This is a genomic window from Azospirillum sp. A29 (assembly GCF_042604625.1).
In the GTDB taxonomy this organism is placed as follows: Bacteria; Pseudomonadota; Alphaproteobacteria; order Azospirillales; family Azospirillaceae; genus Azospirillum; species Azospirillum palustre.
The window spans coordinates 114,460-134,062 of record NZ_CP170470.1; the positions used below are offsets into that span (position 1 = coordinate 114,460).

Consider the following 19,603-nt stretch of genomic DNA (forward strand, 5'->3'; position numbering starts at 1 on the left):
CGCGATTGCACCCCGGTCAACGGTCATCGCTCGTCGGTCAGTTGGCAGCGGCTTGCCATGAAGTCCACAAAGGCGCGGACGCGGGCGGGCAGGGGGCCCGGACCTCCGAGATAGACGGCGTGGATGTCCTCGCTGCCGCCGGGGTTCATTCGGTCCAGCACCGGCACAAGCGCACCGGCGGCGATGTCGGTCTCCACCTGGAAACGCGCCAGACGCGCCAGCCCGACGCCGCCCAGGGCAAGCAGGCGCGCGGCGTCCCCGTCGCTCGCCCGTGCGACGATGGGCGGCACATGTTCCTCGATCTGTTCTGCGCTTCCGCTTTCGGTCCTGAAAGGCCAGCCGCCGATGGCCCGCGGGAAGGTCCAGCCGATTCCCTTGTGCCGGGCAAGGTCCTCCGGGTGTTCCGGCGTTCCATGCCGCGCCAGATAGGCGGGGGAGGCGACCACGACCATGCGCGTGCTTCCCAGCTTGCGGATCATCAGGCTGGAATCGCGCAGCGGGCCGGTCCGGATCGCGACATCGGCCCGCTCCTCCATCAGGTCGACCACCGCATCCGACAGCACGAGGTCGATGGTGACGCCGGGATGGGCGGCCAGGAACTCGGGCACCAGCGGGATCAGGTGGCGCATGCCGAAGGGGACGTTGCTGTTGACGCGCAGGTGTCCGCGCGGCGCCGCACCGGCCGAGGCTTCCCGCTCGGCCTCCTCCATCTCTCCCAGGATCCGCAGCGCGCGGGCGTGGAAGGCCTGACCTTCCGGCGTCAGGCTGAGGCGCCGTGTCGACCGGTGGAGCAGCCGCGTGCCCAGCCGTGTCTCCAGCCGCGTGATGAGCTTGCTGACGCCCGATGGCGTGAGGCCGCAGGCACGGGCCGCCGCGGTGAAGCCGCCGAGATCGACGACCCGCGCGAAGACCTCCATCTCGGCCGCCCGGTTGACCTCTATCCGCGTCACAACGATGACCCCACGTCATAAGTCCTGAGACTGGCGGCAGCCTAATTCACAGCTGCTCCGTCGGCTATATCCTTGGCAATCGACCGTAGCCAGCGGCGCGGCCGTGACAGCCTCGATCAGGGAAGGACAGGACATGGAGTACCGGACACTCGGCGCATCGGGCCTCAAGGTGCCCGCGCTCAGCTTTGGGACCGGCACCTTCGGCGGCAAGGGGCCGCTGTTCTCGGCTTGGGGGAACAGCGATGTCGAGGATGCCCGTCGGCTGATCGACATCTGCCTCGATGCCGGCGTCACGCTCTTCGACACCGCCGACGTCTATTCGGACGGAGGTTCTGAGGAGGTGCTCGGCGCCGCCATCCGCGGGCGGCGCGACAAGCTGCTGATCTCGACCAAGACCGGGTTGCCCATGGGCGACGGGCCGAACGACGCGGGCCTCTCCCGTCACCGGCTGATCGGCGCGGTGGAAGCGGCGCTCCGCCGGCTTGGGACGGACTATATCGACCTGCTCCAGCTGCACGCCTTCGATGCCTTCACGCCGGTGGAGGAGGTGCTGCACACGCTGGACACGCTCGTCCGCGCCGGGAAGGTGCATTACATCGGCGCCTCGAACTTCGCGGGCTGGCAGCTGATGAAGTCGCTCGCCATCGCCGATCGTCATGGCTGGCCGCGCCATGTCGTGCATCAGGTCTATTATTCGCTGACCGGGCGCGACTATGAATGGGAGCTGATGCCGCTTGGCCTCGACCAGAAGGTCGGCGCGCTGGTCTGGAGTCCGCTCGGCTGGGGCAGACTGACCGGCAAAATCCGCCGTGGCCAGCCGATCCCCGAGGGCAGCCGCCTCCACGACACCGCCCAATGGGGGCCGCCCGTCGACGAGGAGCGCCTCTACCGCATCGTCGACGCGCTCGACGCCGTGGCGGCCGAGACCGGGCGCAGCGTTCCCCAGGTCGCCATCGCCTGGCTGCTGGCGCGGCCGACCGTCTCCTCGGTGATCGTCGGCGCCCGCAACGAGGCGCAGCTGCGGGACAATCTGGGGGCCGTCGGCTGGACGCTCGAACCCGGTCAGATCGCGCGTCTCGACGCGGCCAGCGACGTGATGCCCGCCTATCCCTATTACCCGTACCGCACGCAAGAGGGCTTCGCCCGGCTCAATCCGATGCCCGTCTGAGGTCTTGGGAGCTTCTGACGGCGTCCTCCGTCGGAACGGCGCCGACAAGCCCAGACCCCGTGATGCACGTCCCGTGCGGAGGATGTCCGGCCGCCAACAGCAGCGCACCGGTGATCACCGATGCCCGCAGTCCTGTCATAGCGGTCAACCGGTGCGTGCTGTACGGACGGCCAATCCGAAGTTCTGGCCGCAAGGAATACGCTGCATCCCTGTTGAGGTTTGGGCGCACTCGCCAACCGCCTTCACCGGAAACAGCCGTCAGGAGCACCCACATGTCCAAGGAAGCACTCAAGGATCTCCTCATCGAGGAGCTTCAGGATGCATACAGTTCCGAGACCCAAATCCTCGAGGCGCTGCCCGCGATGGCGGAGGCGGCGTCATCTCCTCAGCTGCAGCAGGCATTCCAGACCCACCTCAAGGAGACGGATGGGCAGGTAAAGCGTCTGGAACAGATCTTCCAGATCCTCCAGGCCGACCCCGCGGGCAACACCTGCGAAGCCACTCAGGGACTGATCGAGGAAGCCGAGGAGATCATGGAGCAGGGCCTCTCGCCGGAGGTTCTCGATGTCGCCCTGATCATGGCTGCCCAAAAGGTCGAGCATTACGAGATTGCCAGCTACGGCTCCCTCAGGACGCTGGCGGAGACGTGCGGGATGACGGAGGTCGCCAAGCTGCTCGATGAGACGCTCAGCGAGGAAAAGGCAACGGATGAGAAGCTGACCCAGCTTGCCGAAGGCGAAGTCAATCAGCGCGCCTTCAAGGCGGCGTGATCGGTCGGCGGCGGCCGTGCCGATGCGCGGCCGCCGCTTGCCACCATGGTGCCTCACTCAGCGCAGATTGGCCAAAAGGGGGGCGCTCCTCCTGTCGATGTCCTGCGATTTTGCAGCGGCGGGACCGACGCCAGGGGTAACTTGGGCCGAGGCCAAGTTGGTGGAACAGGCCGCAACGATGGCATGCTGTCTTGATCGGGCGGCAGGCATTTCCGAAATCTGCATGCATAGCAAACCCGGAAGACGGGCAACCATGCACGCGCTCCAACTCAATGAGCAGGAGCTTCGTCGACACAAGCTCCGCAACGTGGTGCAGTCCATCCTGCTGGTGGGAGGCCTGACTCTGCTCGCCGCGGCTATCGGCTGGCTGCTCTTTGGACCGGCGGGGATCCTGTGGGTTATCATTCTCATCGGAATGGCGCTGGCGTTCAGCCCCACCATCTCGCCTCAAGTCATCCTGAGGCTCTACGGCGCCCGCCGCCTTCGCCGATCCGAGCTTCCGGAGGTTCAGGACGCGCTCGCGGCTTTGGCCCGGCGGGCTGGGCTGCGCAGTATCCCCGAACTGCATTACCTGCCAACGTCGGTGCCGAATGCCTTTGCCGTAGGCTCTGCGAGCAGCAGTGCCATCGTCCTGACGGACGGCCTCCTGAGGGCCATGAACCTGCGTGAGCTCGTCGGCGTCCTGGCCCACGAGGTCAGCCATGTCCGGAACCATGACCTGTTCATCATGGGGCTGGCCGACATCATCAGCCGGATCACGGGAGCCATGGCGACCACCGGCATCGTCCTGCTGTTCTTGGCCCTGCCGTCGATGCTGGCGGAGCAGGAGGAATTTTCCTGGTTGCTGATCGCCCTGCTTCTCGGGGCGCCCACCGTCAACACGCTCATCCAACTCACTCTGTCACGAACACGGGAGTTCGACGCTGACCTGGACGCGGCTGCGATCACCGGAGACCCTGCGGGATTAGCCTCCGCCCTGGCCAAACTCCAGCGCTACGATCCCGGGTTCTGGGAGCGCATGCTGTTCCCCGGAAGGCGGAATCCGCACCCGTCGGTGCTGCGCACGCATCCAGCCACCGAAGAGCGCATCGAGCGCCTTCTTGCACTCCGACAGGTCGAATCCATGCGACCGGCTTTGGAGTCACGGTCGATCACGCTCCCGGGTCACCTCGCGCCGCCTGCCCATCGACCGCGCTGGCGTGCGTCCGGGCTTTGGCATTGACCGCCGCCAAGCCGCGGTCAGCCATCCTGTTCGCCCCCGCGCCATAAACCGAACGGCGCGGTCTTGTACGGCCATGGCGACGGGCCCAGCTGTGAAGCGCCTGAACCGCGAAAAGGCCCTCGTCATGATCGACCCGCCCCCGCCCCGCCCCGGCTGCCAGCCCCCTTCGACGCGCGAGACGACGCGGGCGCGGACGCCGTGCTGACGGGGCTTCCGGATTTCGCGGCCTATGGGGCGGCGCTCGCGGGCTTCATCGAAACGCACGCGGACTGGGCGGAGATCATCATCTTCCTGATGGCCTTCGCGGAGGGGCTGACGCTCGTCGGGCTTCTCATCCCCGGCGTCGTCATGCTGACCGCGAGCGGCGCGCTTGTCGCCGCGGGCGTTCTCGACTTTTGGTCGGTCTATCTGGCGATTGCGGGCGGCGCGATCCTGGGGGACGCCACCTCCTACTGGCTGGGCCGACGCTACGGCGAGCGCATGTTCCGGCTGTGGCCTCTCAGCAGGCATCCCGAACTGCGCGGCCGTGGCGAAGCCTTCTTCCTCCGGCATGGCAGCAAGAGCGTGTTCCTGGCGCGCTTCATCGGCCCGCTGCGTGCGGTGGTGCCGACGACGGCCGGCATGATGGCGATGCCCCATCGGAAGTTTCAGGCGTTCAACGTCCTGTCGGCCGTGATCTGGGCGCCGCTGCTGATGTCGCCGGGCCATCTCGCCTGGACCGGCTACGACAGGAGCGGCGTGGGGAACCGCCCCGCACCGGCCGCCGAGGGCGGCATCGGGCAAGGGGCGGCGAGGTCGTGCGCGCCCGCTCCGCCCGTCGAAGGATCGCCGGCAGGAACGGGCTGCTAACTGTTTGGTAGCAGCTGACTGTTCGCGGTGACAACTCATTTTGAGCCGGCCGATTGTACCCCTTGTGCCGATGAACGCTCCGTCGCCCCGCCCAGCCGTCCAACCGACACCGGTGGATGCGGTCAAAATCCAGGCGTTTCCTCAGTCCTGCCGCGTTGCCTGACTGTCTCGGTCCTTGTCCCATTGTCCCCGTCTTGCGGGCCATGCCGGCCTGTGGCCGAAAAGATACATCCGACATCGGAAATGTAATGGTGACAATGTTCCGTTTGACCCCGCCGATTTCGTCTTCATAATCCTGATTGTCTCGATTGTTCGAGCGTTGTGCGCCAGATTATGGAGGATCCGATGCGCCAGACCGATGTGACCCGCAGTTCCGGCCTTTACACGGCAGCCCAGAGCGCCGTTCCGGCCGCCAACCGCGTCACCCGTGTCGCCCGCCGTCCCCTCTGGCGGTTGCTCGATGTGTTGTTTTCCGCGATGGAACGGCGCAAACAACGTCAGGCATTGATGGGGCTCGACGACTATCTGCTGAAGGACATCGGAATCAGCCGGTCCGAGGCGGAGCAGGAGGTGTCGAAGCCGTTCTGGCGGGGATGAGACGATGGCCGACCAATCCATTCAGGGACAATCCGTTCAAATCGACTATGCGGTCGAACCGGAGCTGAGCGCGGACGCGTTCATCGACGTTCTTGAACGCTCCGGGCTGGCGGAACGCCGGCCCGTGGGCGACCGCCCCCGGGTGGAGGCGATGCTGCGCAACGCCGGCCTGATCATCACCGCACGGGCGGACGGAAAGCTGGTCGGCGTCGCCCGCTCGATCACCGACTTCGTCTATTGCTGCTATCTGTCCGATCTCGCCGTCGACCGTGCCCTTCAGGGGCACGGCATCGGCAAGGAACTGATGCGCCGCACCCGCGACGCAATGGGACCGGGCACCATGTGCCTGCTGCTGTCCGCGCCCAAGGCCATCAGCTTCTACGAGCAGGCCGGGCTGAAGCGGCACGAGCAGGCCTTCCTGTTCACCGATCTGGAATAAGGCTCCGGAACAAGACACCGGGGTGAGGGGGAGCACCGCCGCCATGCCCGACACGATCACCAGCGCCGTGGCCGATACGACTGGCCTCGCCATCTCCTATGCCGACGTGGCGGGGGCGGCGGAGCGGATCGCCGGCGTCGCTCACCGCACGCCGGTGCTGACCAGCCGCACCGCCGACACGCTGACCGGCGGCGAGCTGCTGTTCAAGTGCGAGAATTTCCAGCGCACCGGCGCCTTCAAGATTCGCGGCGCCTACAACGCGGTGTCGCGCTTCACCCCGGTTCAGCGCGCGCTGGGCGTCGTCGCCTATTCGTCGGGCAACCATGCCCAGGCGCTGGCGCTGGCGGCGTCGATGCTGAAGGTGAAGTCCACCATCGTCATGCCGCAGGACGCCCCGGCGGCCAAGCTGGCGGCGACGCGCGGCTATGGCGCCGACGTGGTGCTGTACGACCGCTATGCCGAGCCGCCGGACGCCGCCGTCGCCCGCGTGCTGGAGGAGCGGGGCGGCGTGCTGATCCCGCCCTTCGACCATCCGCATGTGATGGCCGGCCAGGGCACCGTCGCCAAGGAGCTGATCGAAGAGGCGGGGCGGGCGGGCGGGCCGCTCGACCTGCTGGTGGTGCCGACCGGCGGCGGCGGGCTGCTGTCCGGCTGCGTCATTGCCGCCAAGACGCTGAATCCCGGCTGCCGCGTCGTCGGGGTCGAGCCGGAGGCCGGCAACGACGCCCAGCAGAGCCTGCGCAGCGGCGCCATCGTCCGCATCGACGCGCCCAAGACCATCGCCGACGGCGCCCAGAGCCGCGCGGTCGGCCAGCTGACCTTCCCGGTATTGCAGCGGCTGGTCGACGACATCGTGACCGTCACCGACGACCAGCTGGTCGATGCCATGCGCTTCTTCGCCAGCCGGATGAAGATGCTGGTCGAGCCGACCGGCTGCCTCGCCGCCGCCGCGGTGATGTCCGGCAAGTTCGACGTGCGGGGCAAGCGCGTCGGCATCGTCGTCACCGGCGGCAACGTCGACCTCGCCCGCTTCGCCTCGCTGGTCCAGGCGGGCTGAGTTTACTCCTCTTCGAGGGAACCGAGTTCCCCCAAGACGTAAGGGATCCCCATTCATGACCGGGAAAGCCATGCGCCTGCCCATTTATCAGGTCGATGCCTTCACCGACCGCGTCTTCGCCGGCAACCCGGCGGCGGTCGTGCCGCTGGGGTCCTGGCTGCCCGACGCGCAGCTCCAGGCCATCGCGGCGGAGAACAATCTGGCGGAGACCGCCTTCTTCATCCGCAGCGGCACGGAGTTCGAGCTGCGCTGGTTCACCCCGGCGGTGGAGGTCGAGCTGTGCGGCCATGCCACGCTGGCGACCGCCTTCGTCATCTCCACCATCCTGGAGCCGGGCCGCGAGCGCATGGACTTCGCCACCCGGCAGGCCGGCACGCTGACGGTCACCCGCGACGGCGACCGCTACACTCTGGACTTCCCCAACCGCCCGCCCCAGCCGGCGGAAACCCCCGACCCCAATCTGCTGGCGGCGCTGGGCGGACCGGCACCGGTCGCGATCCTGAGCGGGCGCGACTATCTGGTGGTCTACGACTCGGCCGACGCGGTGCGGGCGCTGACGCCGGACATGGCGCTGCTGTCGAAGCTGGACATGTGGGCGGTCTGCGTCACTGCGCCGGGAGAAGACGGGGTCGATTTCGTGTCGCGGCTGTTCGCCCCGGCCCAGGGCATTCCGGAGGATCCGGTCACCGGCTCCACCCACTGCATGCTGACCCCCTATTGGGCGGAGCGGCTGGGCAAGACCGTGCTGAAGGCCCGTCAGGTCTCGGCCCGCGGCGGCGAGCTGCTGTGCGAACTGGCCGGCGACCGGGTGAGGATCGGCGGGCAGGCGGTGCTGTATCTCGAAGGCTCGATCCTGGTGTGAGGCTGTGATGACCGTCCAGTTCAACCGGGTGGCGCCGATCCTGCCGGTGCGCGACGTGCGCGCGGCGCTCGCCCATTACTGGAGCCTCGGCTTCACGGTGACCGCCTATGACGAGGCGGCCGCGGATCCCGTCTACGGCTTCCTCGATTGGGGCGGGGTGGGCCTGCATCTGACCCGCGTTCCGGACCTCGATCCCGAACGCTCGGTCGTCGCCTGCTACCTCTATGTCAGCGATGCCGATGCGCTCCATGCGGCGTGGAAGGCCGCTGAAGCCGGCGGCCGGCTGACGGCGGTGTCCGACACCCCCTATGGCCTACGCGAGTTCGCCCACATCGATCCCGACGGCAACCTGCTGCGGGTCGGTTCGGAAGCGGGGAGGGGCGTCGATGGCTGACGATAGGGTCCTTCTGTTCTCCTACGGCACCTTACAGCAGGAGACTGTGCAGCTGGCCTCCTTCGGCCGGCGTCTCGCCGGGCGGGCGGACGCCCTGCCGGGCTATCGCTGCGACATGCTGGAGATCACCGATCCGGAGGTGATCCGCACCAGCGGCAAGCGCTTCCACCCCGTGGTCAGCGAAAGCGGCGATCCGGCCGACGAGGTCGCCGGGACCCTGTTCGAGATTACCCCGGAAGAACTGGCCGCTGCCGATTCCTACGAGGTCGCGGATTACAGGCGCGTCATGGTCCGGCTGCGGTCGGGGGCGGATGCCTGGGTCTATGTGAAGGCGTGAGGAGCCGTCAGGACCGGCGAGGCCTGACGAAGGATTGCTCGGTCACCTCGGTCCCCCACTGGCTGCCCGGCGATTCGGTGGCAAGGACGAAGCCGGCGGCTTCGTAAAGGCGCCGGGCGGCGTCCAGCCCGCGGAAGGTCCAGAGCCGGGTTTCGGCGAAGCCGGTGCGGTCGGCGAAGGCCACCGCTTCATCGAGCAGCCGCCGGCCCAGCCCGCCGCCGCGCCGCCCGTCCTCGACGATGAACCAGCGCAGATGGGCAATGCGGGGAGCTGGTGTGTCGGTAGACAGGTCTTCCCCGTCGATGGCGATGGTGCCGACGATGCGGTCGCCGTCCAGCGCCGTCCAGACGGCGTTGCAGGGACGGTCGAGTCGCGGCAGGAAATCCGCCAGCCCGGCGGCGACCCTGCTTTCGAAGACGGCGCCGAAGCCATGATCACGGGCGTAAAACCGAGCATGCATGTCCACGGCCCGGCCGAGCAGTCCAGGCCGATAGCCGGGTTCGATGCGCACGGCCAGGGGAGCCGCCGCCTTCGATTCGTTGCCCGGTGTGGCCCGGCGGGCTTGCAGGGCATCCGCGTACAGCCGCAGCCCCTCCACCACCATGGCATGGTCGGCGGCAGGCAGGCAGGCCAGTGCGCCGCCGACCTGTTCATGTGCGAAGGCGTCGATGGCAGCCAGCGTCCGCCGCCCCTGCGCGGTCAGGGTAAGACGCTTCGACCGTCCGTCCGTATCGCTGCTCACCTCGGCCAGATCCCCACCGTCGATGAGCTTGCGCAGCATCCGGCTGACGCTCGATTTCTCCAGATTGAGCCGGTCGCACAGGTCCGTCGCGGTCAGGCCGCCCCGGTTGCCGATCTCGATCAGCGCATGCACCGCCGAGGCCGGCAGCTCCGTTCCCGCAAGGGTCGGCTTCATGAAGCCGAGTTCGCGCACGATCCGGCGCGACGCGTCGCGGATCGGCAGGACGGCATCCCTGTTGGCGAGGGGGGCTGAGACGGAGGGCTGGGGAGCCATGGCGGTTCCGGACATGGTTGTATCGTGCAACTATGTCCGGGCGGGTGGCGGCTGTAAAGGCTTCAGGCCGGTCTCACATGTTCTTTTCGAAGCGGAACATCTCGCCGCCGCCGGGCAGGCCGGAGGGCCCGGCCCAATGCGGGTCCCAATGCGGGTCCGGGTGACCGGTATCTTGAGCCGTCTGCGGTCCGGTCCCGCCTTACGCCTCGCTCTCCATCTTCTGCTCCACCGCGGCGGCCTTGATCGCCTTCTGCAGCTTTTCGAAGGCGCGGACCTCGATCTGGCGGACGCGCTCGCGGCTGATGCCGTATTTCTGCGACAGGTCCTCCAGCGTCGTCGGCGCCTCGCGCAGGCGGCGTTCGGTCAGGATGTCGCGTTCGCGGTCGTTCAGCGCGGTCATGGCGTTCGCCAGCAGCTTGCGGCGCTTGCCCAGCTCCTCGCGGTCGGCCAGCGTGATTTCCTGGCTGGCGGTCTCGTCGACCAGGAAATCCTGCCATTCGCCCTCGCTCTCCGCCCGCAAGGGCGCGTTCAGCGAATGGTCGGGGCTGGCAAGCCGCCGGTTCATGTTGACGACGTCCTGCTCCGGCACGTCCAGCTTGGTGGCGATGGCGTGGACCTGCTCGGGCGACAGGTCGCCCTCCTCGATGGCCTGCATCTGGCCCTTCAGCCGGCGCAGGTTGAAGAACAGCTTCTTCTGCGCGGCGGTGGTGCCCATCTTCACCAGCGACCAGCTGTGCAGGATGTATTCCTGGATCGCCGCGCGAATCCACCACATGGCGTAGGTCGCCAGCCGGAAGCCGCGGTCGGGGTCGAAGCGCTTCACCGCCTGCATCATGCCGACATTGCCTTCGGAGATCAGCTCCGACAAAGGCAGGCCGTAGCCGCGGTAGCCCATGGCGATCTTGGCCACCAGCCGCAGATGGCTGGTGACGAGCTGGTGGGCGGCGCCGGAATCCTCATGCTGCTGCCAGCTCTTGGCCAGCATGTATTCCTGCTGCGGCTCCAGCATCGGGAACTTGCGGATCTCCTGGAGATAGCGGGACAGATTGCTCTCGGACCCGATCGCCGGAAGGTTGGATGCCGTCGCCATGGTATAACCCCTCTCCTGACAGCCGGCGGTCCCATCCGAAGGATTTCAGGGGCCGCCGCCGCTCTTCAGCGCGGGTTCCATAGGCCCCTCGCAATGAGCGGGCGAAGGAACCTCGCCATTGACGCTGAGTCTAACCAAGAAAGATTTCCCGGTGTACCGTTTTAAACCGACTCCAGGGTGACAATTAGTTCATGAATATCCGCCGGAATTGAGGAGCGGAATGCCACAATTTCGCCACTAATCGGATGCCGGAAGGTCAGGGCCGCGGCGTGCAGCGCCTGACGCGAAAACCCAACAAGGCTGGACCGTACCGGTTCCGGCAGCAGCGAGGCGAATTTGCCGCCCGGCCGTCCCGACCGCCCGCGGCCATAGAGCGGATCGCCGACCAGCGGATGGCCGATGTGGGTCAGGTGGACGCGGATCTGGTGGGTGCGCCCGGTCTCCAGCACGCATTCGACCAGCGAGGCCGCCATGCCGAAACTCTTCAGCACGCGGTACTTGGTGGCCGCCGGTTTCCCGCCGCCGGTGACCACCGCCATCTTCTTGCGGTCGGCGCTGCTGCGGCCGATGTTGCCTTCGATCCGGCCCTGGGTCGGGTTGGGCACGCCCCAGACCAGCGCCAGATAGGTGCGGCTGAGCGTGCGGTCGGCGAACTGGTCGCTGAGGCCATGGTGGGCGCGGTCGTTCTTGGCGACCACCATCAGGCCGCTGGTGTCCTTGTCCAGCCGGTGGACGATGCCGGGCCGCCGCACCCCGCCGATGCCGGACAGGCTGTCGCCGCAATGGGCCAGCAGGGCGTTGACCAGCGTGCCATCCGGGTTGCCGGCGGCGGGATGCACCACCAGCCCGGCCGGCTTGTCGATCACCAGCACGTCGGAATCCTCGTACACCACGTCGAGCGGGATGTCCTGCGCCACCGGTTCGGCGGCCTCCGCCCCCGGAACCTGCACCTCGAAGGTCTGGCCGGGTTTGACCCTCAGGGACGCGTCCGTTATCGTCCGGCCGTCGCCGCGCACGCAGCCCTGTTCCAGCAGGGCCTGCACGCGCGACCGCGACAGGTCCGGCAGGCCCGCCGCCAACGCCTTGTCCAGCCGCTGGCCCGCCGCCTCGTCGGGGATGGTATGGGCGAGCAGCTGGGGAGCGGTATCGGCGGGGGAGCCGGCGTCGTCGTCCGCATCGAGCAAATCGTCGGACAGGTCGTCCGGCATGTGGTCATCCGGTGTGTTGGCGGCCATCGGCGTTGCGTATCGCGTCCTGTTTCAATCGTCCGGGAGTGGACCCCAAACCGTGCAGATCCTCAAGGCACTCATCGTCATCATGGGCGTTCTCATCCTCGCCGGCTTCACCTTTCTGGGGGTGGAGCTGTACAAGCGGATGTCGGACCCCAACCGCGCCTCGCTGACCGGCCCCTCCTCCACCGCCGCGGTTCCGGCCGAACGCCCGGCCGAGGTGACGCTGGACGTTCCGGCCGGCGCCCGCATCGGCGAGATGCTGGCGGTCGGCAACCGCGTCCTGTTCAAGGTGACCCTGCCGCAGGGGCCGGACCGCCTGTATCTGATCGACCCGCGCAACGGCGCCGTCACCGCGACGGTGACCGCCGGCAAGTGACCGTTTCCCCCTATCCGGACACAGATGATGCATGATTTCCGCAGCGACAACGTCGCCGGTGCCGCCCCGCAGGTGATGACGGCGCTGGCCGCCGCGTCCTCCGGCACCGCCTCGCCCTATGGCAACGATCCCTGGACCGCGCGGGTGACCGAGCGGCTGTGCGCGATCTTCGAGACCGAGGTCGCCGTCTTCCCCGTCGCCACCGGCACGGCGGCCAACTCGCTGGCGCTGTCGGCGCTGGTGCCGCCCTATGGCGCGGTGCTGTGCCACGACGAGGCGCACATCACCATCGACGAATGCGGCGCGCCGGAGTTCTTCACCGGCGGCGCCAAGCTGGTCCCTCTGGCCGGCGAGCATGGCAAGCTGACGCCCGACGCGGTGCAGCACCACATCGCGAAGGCCGGCGTCGGCGTCGTCCACCGCGTCCAGCCCGCCGCCCTCAGCCTGACCCAGGCGACGGAGGCCGGCACCGTCTACAGCCCGGCGGAGATCGAGGCGCTGGTCGAGGTCGCCCATTCCAACGGCATGGCCGTGCATATGGACGGCGCCCGCTTCGCCAACGCCATCGCCCGGCTGGGCTGCAAGCCGGCCGACGTGACGTGGCGCGCCGGGGTCGACGTGCTGACGCTGGGCGGCACCAAGGGCGGCTGCCTCGCCGCCGAGGCGGTTGTGTTCTTCAACCCGGCGATGGCCGAGGATTTCGGCTTCGGCCGCAAGCGCGGCGGCCATCTGGTGTCGAAGATGCGCTTCCTGTCGGCGCAGCTCGACGCCTGGCTGGAGGACGGGCTGTGGCTGCGGCTGGCCGCCCACGCCAACGCCATGGCCGACCGGCTGGCCGCCGGCCTGACCCTGCTGCCCGGCGTCGAGCTGGCCCATCCGGTGGAGGCCAACGAGCTGTTCGTCCGCCTGCCGGCGGCTTACGCCGAGGCGCTGGAGGCGGCGGGTTACGGTTTCTATCGCTGGGACGATGGCACGGCGCGGTTCGTGACGGCGTTCGACACGCCGGCGGCGGCGGTGGACGGGTTGCTGGGTATTTTGCGCCGACTCTAAGAAAAGGCTTGATCGGCGGGGCTGGCTTGGTTAGAAACCCGCCCACGCCGATGACGTCCCCATCGTCTAGAGGCCTAGGACACCGCCCTCTCACGGCGGTAACAGGGGTTCGACTCCCCTTGGGGACGCCAACCTTCCAAGGTTGGGTCGCGCGGTCGGTGGCAGCCTCCACCGCCGCATGCCATGCATCGGGACCAGACGTCCCCATCGTCTAGAGGCCTAGGACACCGCCCTCTCACGGCGGTAACAGGGGTTCGACTCCCCTTGGGGACGCCATCCACGCGCTGGATGCGTTTGTTGAGCGCGGGCTTGAAGATACAACGTCCCCGTCGTCTAGAGGCCTAGGACACCGCCCTTTCACGGCGGCGACACGGGTTCGACTCCCGTCGGGGACGCCACTTCGCGGTTTTTCTTTTATTTCAAGTGGTTAGGCGCCTATCCGGCGCCTGTGGTATCACAGCGAAGTATCACAGTAGGTAGCACAGAAGTAACACAGCCTCAGTTCGGCTGTGGGTGCATGCGCCGCCGGAGCGGCGCTATCCTGCCCTTCCCCAAGTTCTGCGAGTTGCCGTCGCCGGATTGCCCGACCTCACTTGCCTTTATATCGGCTGGCTATAACAAAGCTGACTGCGGCATTGAGAAGTAAGATGTAAATCGCGAAGTCTAAGTCCTCAAAGCGATGATAGTCTAGATTGATAATTCCCATCAGGATTATCGTTAATATGCCGGATATGAAGTTTAATGCTAAGGAAGCCTCTTTAGACATTTAACGATCCTTTGTGTATTTGTTCGGGTGCTTCTGATCTAATCTGATAATCTGTTTGGGCGGCTAGATTGGGGTGCGAAATTACTAGCACGCCTGCGGATCATTCAACAAGCGGTAGACGCTGGCCCTGCCAATGCCAAGCTTGCGTGCAATCTCCGCCGCTCCAAGCCCTTCGGACTTGAGCTTGCGCACTTGCTCAGCGTCAATCTGCGGCTTCCTGCCCTGGTAGATGCCTGCCGCCTTGGCCTTGGCGATACCCTCCATCTGCCGTTCCCGACGCAAGTTGGTCTCGAACTCGGCAAACACGCCCAGCATGTCGAGGAAGGCTTTACCGGCTGCGGTGCTGGTATCAATCGGCTGTTCGGTAGCCTTCAACGATGCGCCTTTCTCCCGTAGCTCTCGCACGATGTCCTGAAGGTCGCCAATGGACCGGGCAAGCCGATCAATGCGCGTGACCATGAGAACGTCGCCAGCGCGAAGGAACTGCATGAGCGTGTCCAACTCCGCCCGGCCGGTGCGGCTGGTGCCGCTGACCTTCTCCGCCCGGATCACGTCACAGCCTGCCTTGCGCAAGGCTTCTTCCTGCAAAGCCAAGTCCTGTTCATGGGTGCTGACTCGGGCATATCCGTAAACGGCCATGGCGCTGGCTTCCTGTCTTGTTTGGGTCTAGACCCTTTCCCTATAGCGTCTCGCAAAGGCGCTGGCAACCCAAATAAGACAGGCAAAGCTTGAGCCTTGCTGTCTCGCCGAACCGTCTTGCTTGGGTATACACTATCGAGACGGAAACGAATTGCCGGTTTCCGAAGTCGCCAATTGTGTGCGGGTTTGCCGATTAAGGCTTTAAAATCATGTCCTTTGTGAGAAACAACAGAGAAAATGAAGCGCAAGCATCGTGGTAATCCATAAAGCGCTCTCTTGTAATTTTGATGGTATCTCCAGGCTTATAATGGTTTGTTGGAACTTTGCTGATAAACCTTTCATCAACGACACCAGCGCGATGCAAAATCGCATTGCGCGACTCTGCAAGTTCACTCAAGCAGTCTAGCTTTATTTGGTCAAAACTAATATCAGGCACGAAGAAACGAATCATCGAAAGATAACGGTCGCCAACCGCTTTCTCGGGAAGCTCCTTTTCCCACCGCTCAATGATCCGAGAATTATTAACTCCGTCCTTGATTTTCAGTCTTGGATAAGTCAAAGACAGTCTGTCTCGAAAACCGGCTTCGCTATCCGCAAACCCAATTAGTAAATCCTCTACCATTGCCTCGATTGCAGACCACATTGCGACACTTGAGTGAGAAAGCAGTGTGGGAAACTTCTCTTGAACTTCTTTTTTTGCAAATTCGGCAGTTGCCTTATTCAACTGCTCAAGTCGCTCAAGTGGAGCAACAGCTTGAAGAAGTCCTTTTGATAACGACTGCTTCTTTACAATGCCGAGGAGAAATGGCATGTGCTGCTGCGCTTCCATGCACTTTTCTACGACGGCTTGCAGCATGAATTCGTCATGTATAATCGTAAAAGCGTTATGAGCTATGCTTGATATTTGAACTCCGTTCATGTGCATTGTGCCTTATGATTGCTTGGCTTATGCCAAAACTAGTTTCGATAACCCGGTGGTGCCAGGGCCACCCACCCCCTCCCGCATTCGATATACGGGCATGGGCTAGGTTCGTCCGACCTATTGTTACCATGTTCGCTACCGGCTTGATGGCGGCTATTGGGACAAGCCAATTACGAGGTAACTATTTGTATTTACTGAATAATTATGGTAGCTGCTGCAAGGCGTGAGCCGTTCTTGCGCGTTTTGCCGCACGTGCCCTCAAGCGGTGGTCGTCCTGCCAGTCCTGTTACCTCCCAACGTCCCGGACAATTTTCCGAAAAAAGATCTTGCGCTTCCTTCGGCGATGTGCTTTATAGATGCCCGCTACCCGAAAAATTGATGATTCCTGACCCGTCGGACCCTCCGTCGGGCAAGGCCCTTCAATGGGTTCAGCACGGTTCGCACTGCGATCCAGTATTAGATTATCCTCTCTTAGACTTTTAACCCTCTGCTCTGGCTGGCGCGAAGCGCCATTGCCCAGACCAACAGACACAGGATAAATTTGACCAACTACGTCACCGACTGCATCAGTCGGCATGGTATCGTGCAGCTTATTAATGCTTTCGATTTCTCAGAGCACATCAACCAGCCCTTCGCTATATTCTTCGTAATTGCGTGGAACAAGACGGAAGACTGGAAACCTGAACTTCTACTTGCTCGCCAAGAAGCCTTTATCCGCAAGCTTCGGGCATGGTGCGAACGCGAAGGTATTCCGTTCAACTACCTGTACACGGTCGAATATGGCGAGAAGCTAGGCACTCACAGTAACTTTGCTGTCCATATTCCGCAGAAGGACTACAACAATAAGCTCACGCTCTTCAGAAAACTAGTTTCGGAACTCGACGCTATGGTTCCGGGTCACACCGGCAACCCTTGTACGGTCGAGGTGGTACACGACAAGTGGACCAAGCTTCCCAAGTTCTTCCGTACCGCCAATCAGCGGCTCGGTGCGCTCCGCTACTTCATGAAGGGCATTGATCCGGATGCCTCGTTCAACGAAGGCGGTAAGCGTATTCGTTGGTGCGATCACCTTGGAATCAAAGCCTCCAACCAGGGCGCCGTCATAGGGCCTCGCCACAGCGTCTCCCATAGCCTTGGGCCTGTCTCCCGCTACGCTACAGGCTGGCAAGAGCTAACCGCACCAGCGGAGCTACAAAGGGCCTTTGCGTACAGGCCAAAGCGCCACCAGCCCGAACAGGTGGCGGCATGAGTGACGTTGCTTGGGCTTGGGTACGTCCGAACCGTCGCCGGTATTCTCCGGTACGGCGAGACGTTGACGGAACCCCGATCCTCGACCCGATCACGGGAGCTGTGGAAGCGCAGCTTGATCGTGACCAGCTTGCCGGACGGCTTCATCCTGAGTGGGTGCCGCCCGGCTTCAGCCGATACCATTAAAACTAGTTTCGGGATTGGGCGCTTAATCGTGCTCAATCCCAAACGCAACCTTGTCTATCGCGACCTTCAGTGCAGCAATGCTGTGAGTGCCGTAGCTCCTTCCAACATGGCTACTCTTGTGGCCCGTCAGACGATCATGTGTGTCTTCGTCCAGGCCAGCAGCCCGGCAAGCGCTCTTGAAGGTGTGACGAAGAGAATGAAAGGCTTTGCTTTCGTCTTTGACACCAGCGCTGTCGATTGCGGTGTTAAGTCGTTTGGATGCAGCGGATTTATTCCCGTGCGTAAACAGTCGGCCTTCCTTCGGTAGCATGTCAAGAAATCCATCGGATAGTAGTTGCTTATGAACGGGAACTGCACGGCGAGAATTCTTGGTCTTAAGGCTTTGTCCTGCGCCTTGGTCTGTAAAGTTGATATAAGTTACTCCGTCTTCGTTTTGAATATCGTTCGCATCAAGTTGGAATACCTCGTTAAGCCGTGCGCCAGTGTATAGGCACAGGCGGAAAAGCCACCAATCATGTCTTTTCTTTTCCAGCTTTGAGAATACTGCGGCTAGATCAGATCTAGAGAGATCCTGACGTATAACGCTATCATCCGGCGGATTGAAGGAAACCCCTTCAAAGGGACTTTTCTTTATCTTCTGGTTGCTGCATGCAACATTGAAGATTGCTCGCATAAGGCCCCAATATTTCCTCTTGGTCTGTGACTTCTTGTCTAGTTTGATAAGGTGGTTCTTGTAGTCAATAATATGCTGCGGCGTTATATCGGCGTAGGGCAGGGCGCCGTTAACTTCCTCGAAGTGCCGAATAGCGCCCTTGGCGTCGCTCTCTGTTGTCTTGGCAGGCTTACGCTCCCGCAACCAATCTTGAAGAAGCTCACCAAGCTTTGCGCGTTGATCCTGACTGCCAGCGGAACGGGACAGCAGCGTTTCGTATTGGGCCTTAAGCTTCTTCTCTTCGGCGTCGAGAAGCTGAACCAAGAACCCCCTTACTTGATTAACATAGCGCTCGGGAATGCCGAACATGGGCGTGCCATCCTCATAATGGCCGCTCACAAAACTAGTTTCTTGTGTGCGCTCGTACTGGATACGAGCAAGAGTATCCTTAAGGTAGTCTAGCTGTTCCTCTACTGAAGGCTCGTCAACGATTGAGGCGCTGCTCATAAGCGCTTGAATGCGGATTTCGCGTTCTGCCTCCGGCATATTGGCAGACTGCTCATCCAGCATAGCGATGGCTTCTTCCCGCGTCGGTTCCCGCCCGCCACGATGGTCGCCAAGCTCCATAATCTCGTAGAAGTCTGGCTTGGTTGCGCTAATCTCCTTAACGGCCTGTGCAAAGGCCGGAGATGCGAGGAAGGTCTTTTCCGCAGCAACCCTGCGAGCTTCTTCTGCAATGCACTCAGCGGCTTCCTGACGGGCTTTGCGGCGCTCTTGAAACTCTGCGTCCAGCTTCGCTAGAACCGCGTGCAAGCGCCGCTCTGCTTCCCGTTTGTCCTTGGTGTCCAGCGAACCACGCAGAAGGCGTCCCGGATATTCGTTCTGAAGGTCCGTCGGTACGACCTTGCGGTAGTACCATGTGCCTTCCCGCTCATAGAGTCCCTTAACCGAACGCTTCTGCACTGAGTTTGCCCCGAGAGTAGCACAGCAAAGTAGCACACAGAAGGGCATAAAAGTGCTTGCTACGCAACAGGTTTAGGCTTATCAACGCCTCCAGGGCAACGAGCAATCCCCTCCCGTCGGGGACGCCATTTCCTCCGTAAAGTCGTCTTATCCGACTCCGTTCAACATTGATTCCAATTGGGCACTCCAACATCCTATCCTCACAGTTTTTATCGGGGAGGTGTGAGCCAATGGAAATCATCTTGTTGATTTTAATTTTAGCAAAAAAGATTGGAAGTATTGCGGCGCTTGTCCATGCTGGAATAGTGGCGAAACTATTCACTTTTTTCACATTTCGATTTGTGAAATTTACGTGTCGACCAGATGGTCGGGTTGTGTTTGTCTCAAAATCTACATTTAATTGTTTTGTATTCTTCAGTATTGTTGAGATTACATCTAGCATAGTTACAGTGAATTATGGGGAGACTCTAGAACTCGCATATGCAGGCATGATTTGTGGAGGAATCTCAGGTATCTCCAGCATGTTGTTCTGGATGGTAATGGTTGCGCATGATCTTCACTGGAGAAGAAATGTCGAGCGCGATGCGAAACGTTACATCATGCGAACGCTTATAGGCGTGATGATTTTTGGGATGTTTGCTTGCACATTTTTTGCCGGAAGTAATGTTGATCAGATTGCTATAGTTAGAAGCTGGGAGTTTCTACTCTTAAGCTTTGGAATATGCATTCCATTTATCGCAGGGAAAGAATTTGTGAGAATTTCTTTGCAGCTTCGACAGTTGCTTACGTAATCAAATTTTAAACTCTGGTATCAAATAC

Annotated in this window: 21 protein-coding genes and 3 tRNA genes; 17 read left to right on the plus strand and 7 right to left on the minus strand. The window is 62.9% G+C overall.

Annotation, left to right across the window (positions count from 1 at the left end; translation table 11 throughout):
* Positions 1 to 23 precede the first annotated feature (23 nt).
* On the minus strand, positions 24 to 950 hold the full coding sequence (locus ABNQ38_RS36180; RefSeq protein ID WP_377811783.1) for a LysR family transcriptional regulator: 927 nt from the start codon (positions 948 to 950) through the stop codon (positions 24 to 26).
* A gap of 133 nt (positions 951 to 1,083) precedes the next feature.
* On the opposite strand from ABNQ38_RS36180, the gene ABNQ38_RS36185 reads away from it, so the two are divergent.
* The 10 genes from ABNQ38_RS36185 to ABNQ38_RS36230 all read left to right on the plus strand — a co-directional run bounded on the left by ABNQ38_RS36185 (position 1,084) and on the right by ABNQ38_RS36230 (position 8,645).
* Complete coding sequence (locus ABNQ38_RS36185) at positions 1,084 to 2,118, plus strand: aldo/keto reductase (protein ID WP_377811784.1); 1,035 nt, start codon at positions 1,084 to 1,086, stop codon at positions 2,116 to 2,118.
* 272 nt (positions 2,119 to 2,390) lie between these two features.
* Positions 2,391 to 2,888, plus strand: coding sequence for a ferritin-like domain-containing protein (locus ABNQ38_RS36190; RefSeq protein ID WP_377811785.1), 498 nt, complete (start codon positions 2,391 to 2,393; stop codon positions 2,886 to 2,888).
* Positions 2,889 to 3,141: 253 nt separating this feature from the next.
* A complete protein-coding gene (locus tag ABNQ38_RS36195) occupies positions 3,142 to 4,110 on the plus strand; it encodes a zinc metalloprotease HtpX (protein ID WP_377811786.1) in 969 nt (322 codons plus the stop codon).
* 198 nt (positions 4,111 to 4,308) lie between these two features.
* The gene (locus ABNQ38_RS36200) at positions 4,309 to 4,959 is read left to right on the plus strand and encodes a DedA family protein (protein WP_377811787.1); all 651 of its coding nucleotides are present in this window, start codon (positions 4,309 to 4,311) and stop codon (positions 4,957 to 4,959) included.
* Between the two features lie 345 nt (positions 4,960 to 5,304).
* Entirely contained in the window at positions 5,305 to 5,556 is a 252-nt protein-coding gene (locus tag ABNQ38_RS36205) for a DUF1127 domain-containing protein (protein WP_244592324.1), read from the plus strand.
* A gap of 4 nt (positions 5,557 to 5,560) precedes the next feature.
* Positions 5,561 to 5,995, plus strand: a complete 435-nt coding sequence (locus tag ABNQ38_RS36210) for a GNAT family N-acetyltransferase (RefSeq protein WP_377811788.1) — start codon at positions 5,561 to 5,563, stop codon at positions 5,993 to 5,995.
* Positions 5,996 to 6,038: 43 nt separating this feature from the next.
* Positions 6,039 to 7,052 (plus strand): threo-3-hydroxy-L-aspartate ammonia-lyase, encoded by a 1,014-nt coding sequence (locus tag ABNQ38_RS36215; RefSeq protein ID WP_377811789.1) that lies wholly within the window; start codon positions 6,039 to 6,041, stop codon positions 7,050 to 7,052.
* A gap of 70 nt (positions 7,053 to 7,122) precedes the next feature.
* Positions 7,123 to 7,914: a PhzF family phenazine biosynthesis protein gene (locus ABNQ38_RS36220; protein ID WP_377811964.1), complete on the plus strand. Its 792-nt coding sequence runs from the start codon at positions 7,123 to 7,125 to the stop codon at positions 7,912 to 7,914.
* A gap of 7 nt (positions 7,915 to 7,921) precedes the next feature.
* A complete protein-coding gene (locus tag ABNQ38_RS36225; protein ID WP_377811790.1) occupies positions 7,922 to 8,308 on the plus strand; it encodes a bleomycin resistance protein in 387 nt (128 codons plus the stop codon).
* Positions 8,301 to 8,645: a gamma-glutamylcyclotransferase family protein gene (locus ABNQ38_RS36230; RefSeq protein WP_377811791.1), complete on the plus strand. Its 345-nt coding sequence runs from the start codon at positions 8,301 to 8,303 to the stop codon at positions 8,643 to 8,645. The genes ABNQ38_RS36225 and ABNQ38_RS36230 overlap by 8 nt, the downstream gene beginning before the upstream one ends.
* Positions 8,646 to 8,652: 7 nt before the next feature.
* Here ABNQ38_RS36230 and ABNQ38_RS36235 read toward each other — a convergent pair whose 3' ends face one another.
* From ABNQ38_RS36235 to ABNQ38_RS36245, 3 genes are all read right to left on the minus strand, one after another.
* On the minus strand, positions 8,653 to 9,660 hold the full coding sequence (locus ABNQ38_RS36235; protein ID WP_377811965.1) for a GNAT family N-acetyltransferase: 1,008 nt from the start codon (positions 9,658 to 9,660) through the stop codon (positions 8,653 to 8,655).
* 199 nt (positions 9,661 to 9,859) lie between these two features.
* Positions 9,860 to 10,750, minus strand: a complete 891-nt coding sequence (rpoH, locus tag ABNQ38_RS36240) for an RNA polymerase sigma factor RpoH (RefSeq protein WP_376966495.1) — start codon at positions 10,748 to 10,750, stop codon at positions 9,860 to 9,862.
* A gap of 161 nt (positions 10,751 to 10,911) precedes the next feature.
* Entirely contained in the window at positions 10,912 to 11,985 is a 1,074-nt protein-coding gene (locus ABNQ38_RS36245) for an RluA family pseudouridine synthase (protein WP_377811792.1), read from the minus strand.
* Between the two features lie 52 nt (positions 11,986 to 12,037).
* Here ABNQ38_RS36245 and ABNQ38_RS36250 point away from each other — a divergent pair, with 52 nt between their 5' ends.
* The 5 genes from ABNQ38_RS36250 to ABNQ38_RS36270 all read left to right on the plus strand — a co-directional run bounded on the left by ABNQ38_RS36250 (position 12,038) and on the right by ABNQ38_RS36270 (position 13,806).
* A complete protein-coding gene (locus ABNQ38_RS36250) occupies positions 12,038 to 12,358 on the plus strand; it encodes a hypothetical protein (RefSeq protein WP_377811793.1) in 321 nt (106 codons plus the stop codon).
* Positions 12,359 to 12,385: 27 nt separating this feature from the next.
* Complete coding sequence (locus ABNQ38_RS36255) at positions 12,386 to 13,408, plus strand: threonine aldolase family protein (protein WP_377811966.1); 1,023 nt, start codon at positions 12,386 to 12,388, stop codon at positions 13,406 to 13,408.
* Between the two features lie 55 nt (positions 13,409 to 13,463).
* Positions 13,464 to 13,539: transfer RNA gene (locus ABNQ38_RS36260), tRNA-Glu, on the plus strand.
* Between the two features lie 69 nt (positions 13,540 to 13,608).
* Positions 13,609 to 13,684: transfer RNA gene (locus tag ABNQ38_RS36265), tRNA-Glu, on the plus strand.
* A gap of 46 nt (positions 13,685 to 13,730) precedes the next feature.
* Positions 13,731 to 13,806, plus strand: a tRNA-Glu gene (locus ABNQ38_RS36270).
* Between the two features lie 452 nt (positions 13,807 to 14,258).
* On the opposite strand, the gene ABNQ38_RS36275 is transcribed toward ABNQ38_RS36270, so the two are convergent.
* Together ABNQ38_RS36275 and ABNQ38_RS36280 are read right to left on the minus strand one after the other, a co-directional pair.
* The gene (locus ABNQ38_RS36275; protein WP_377811794.1) at positions 14,259 to 14,813 is read right to left on the minus strand and encodes a recombinase family protein; all 555 of its coding nucleotides are present in this window, start codon (positions 14,811 to 14,813) and stop codon (positions 14,259 to 14,261) included.
* A 193-nt stretch (positions 14,814 to 15,006) separates the two neighbouring features.
* Entirely contained in the window at positions 15,007 to 15,669 is a 663-nt protein-coding gene (locus ABNQ38_RS36280; RefSeq protein WP_377811795.1) for a hypothetical protein, read from the minus strand.
* Between the two features lie 607 nt (positions 15,670 to 16,276).
* On the opposite strand from ABNQ38_RS36280, the gene ABNQ38_RS36285 reads away from it, so the two are divergent.
* Positions 16,277 to 16,984 (plus strand): hypothetical protein, encoded by a 708-nt coding sequence (locus ABNQ38_RS36285; RefSeq protein ID WP_377811796.1) that lies wholly within the window; start codon positions 16,277 to 16,279, stop codon positions 16,982 to 16,984.
* A gap of 207 nt (positions 16,985 to 17,191) precedes the next feature.
* Here ABNQ38_RS36285 and ABNQ38_RS36290 read toward each other — a convergent pair whose 3' ends face one another.
* The gene (locus ABNQ38_RS36290) at positions 17,192 to 18,784 is read right to left on the minus strand and encodes a DUF6538 domain-containing protein (RefSeq protein ID WP_377811797.1); all 1,593 of its coding nucleotides are present in this window, start codon (positions 18,782 to 18,784) and stop codon (positions 17,192 to 17,194) included.
* Positions 18,785 to 19,014: 230 nt separating this feature from the next.
* On the opposite strand from ABNQ38_RS36290, the gene ABNQ38_RS36295 reads away from it, so the two are divergent.
* Positions 19,015 to 19,575 (plus strand): hypothetical protein, encoded by a 561-nt coding sequence (locus ABNQ38_RS36295; RefSeq protein ID WP_377811798.1) that lies wholly within the window; start codon positions 19,015 to 19,017, stop codon positions 19,573 to 19,575.
* Positions 19,576 to 19,603 lie beyond the last annotated feature (28 nt).

Bases quoted from the DNA above. Each gene is read 5' to 3' on its own strand.
- ABNQ38_RS36185 (WP_377811784.1), top strand. From the start codon at position 1,084: ATGGAGTACCGGACACTCGGCGCATCGGGCCTCAAGGTGCCCGCGCTC.
- ABNQ38_RS36190 (WP_377811785.1), top strand. From the start codon at position 2,391: ATGTCCAAGGAAGCACTCAAGGATCTCCTCATCGAGGAGCTTCAGGAT.
- ABNQ38_RS36195 (WP_377811786.1), top strand. From the start codon at position 3,142: ATGCACGCGCTCCAACTCAATGAGCAGGAGCTTCGTCGACACAAGCTC.
- ABNQ38_RS36205 (WP_244592324.1), top strand. From the start codon at position 5,305: ATGCGCCAGACCGATGTGACCCGCAGTTCCGGCCTTTACACGGCAGCC.
- ABNQ38_RS36210 (WP_377811788.1), top strand. From the start codon at position 5,561: ATGGCCGACCAATCCATTCAGGGACAATCCGTTCAAATCGACTATGCG.
- ABNQ38_RS36215 (WP_377811789.1), top strand. From the start codon at position 6,039: ATGCCCGACACGATCACCAGCGCCGTGGCCGATACGACTGGCCTCGCC.
- ABNQ38_RS36220 (WP_377811964.1), top strand. From the start codon at position 7,123: ATGCGCCTGCCCATTTATCAGGTCGATGCCTTCACCGACCGCGTCTTC.
- ABNQ38_RS36225 (WP_377811790.1), top strand. From the start codon at position 7,922: ATGACCGTCCAGTTCAACCGGGTGGCGCCGATCCTGCCGGTGCGCGAC.
- ABNQ38_RS36230 (WP_377811791.1), top strand. From the start codon at position 8,301: ATGGCTGACGATAGGGTCCTTCTGTTCTCCTACGGCACCTTACAGCAG.
- ABNQ38_RS36235 (WP_377811965.1), bottom strand. From the start codon at position 9,660: ATGGCTCCCCAGCCCTCCGTCTCAGCCCCCCTCGCCAACAGGGATGCC.
- rpoH (WP_376966495.1), bottom strand. From the start codon at position 10,750: ATGGCGACGGCATCCAACCTTCCGGCGATCGGGTCCGAGAGCAATCTG.
- ABNQ38_RS36245 (WP_377811792.1), bottom strand. From the start codon at position 11,985: ATGGCCGCCAACACACCGGATGACCACATGCCGGACGACCTGTCCGAC.
- ABNQ38_RS36255 (WP_377811966.1), top strand. From the start codon at position 12,386: ATGCATGATTTCCGCAGCGACAACGTCGCCGGTGCCGCCCCGCAGGTG.
- ABNQ38_RS36275 (WP_377811794.1), bottom strand. From the start codon at position 14,813: ATGGCCGTTTACGGATATGCCCGAGTCAGCACCCATGAACAGGACTTG.
- ABNQ38_RS36280 (WP_377811795.1), bottom strand. From the start codon at position 15,669: ATGCTGCAAGCCGTCGTAGAAAAGTGCATGGAAGCGCAGCAGCACATG.
- ABNQ38_RS36295 (WP_377811798.1), top strand. From the start codon at position 19,015: ATGGAAATCATCTTGTTGATTTTAATTTTAGCAAAAAAGATTGGAAGT.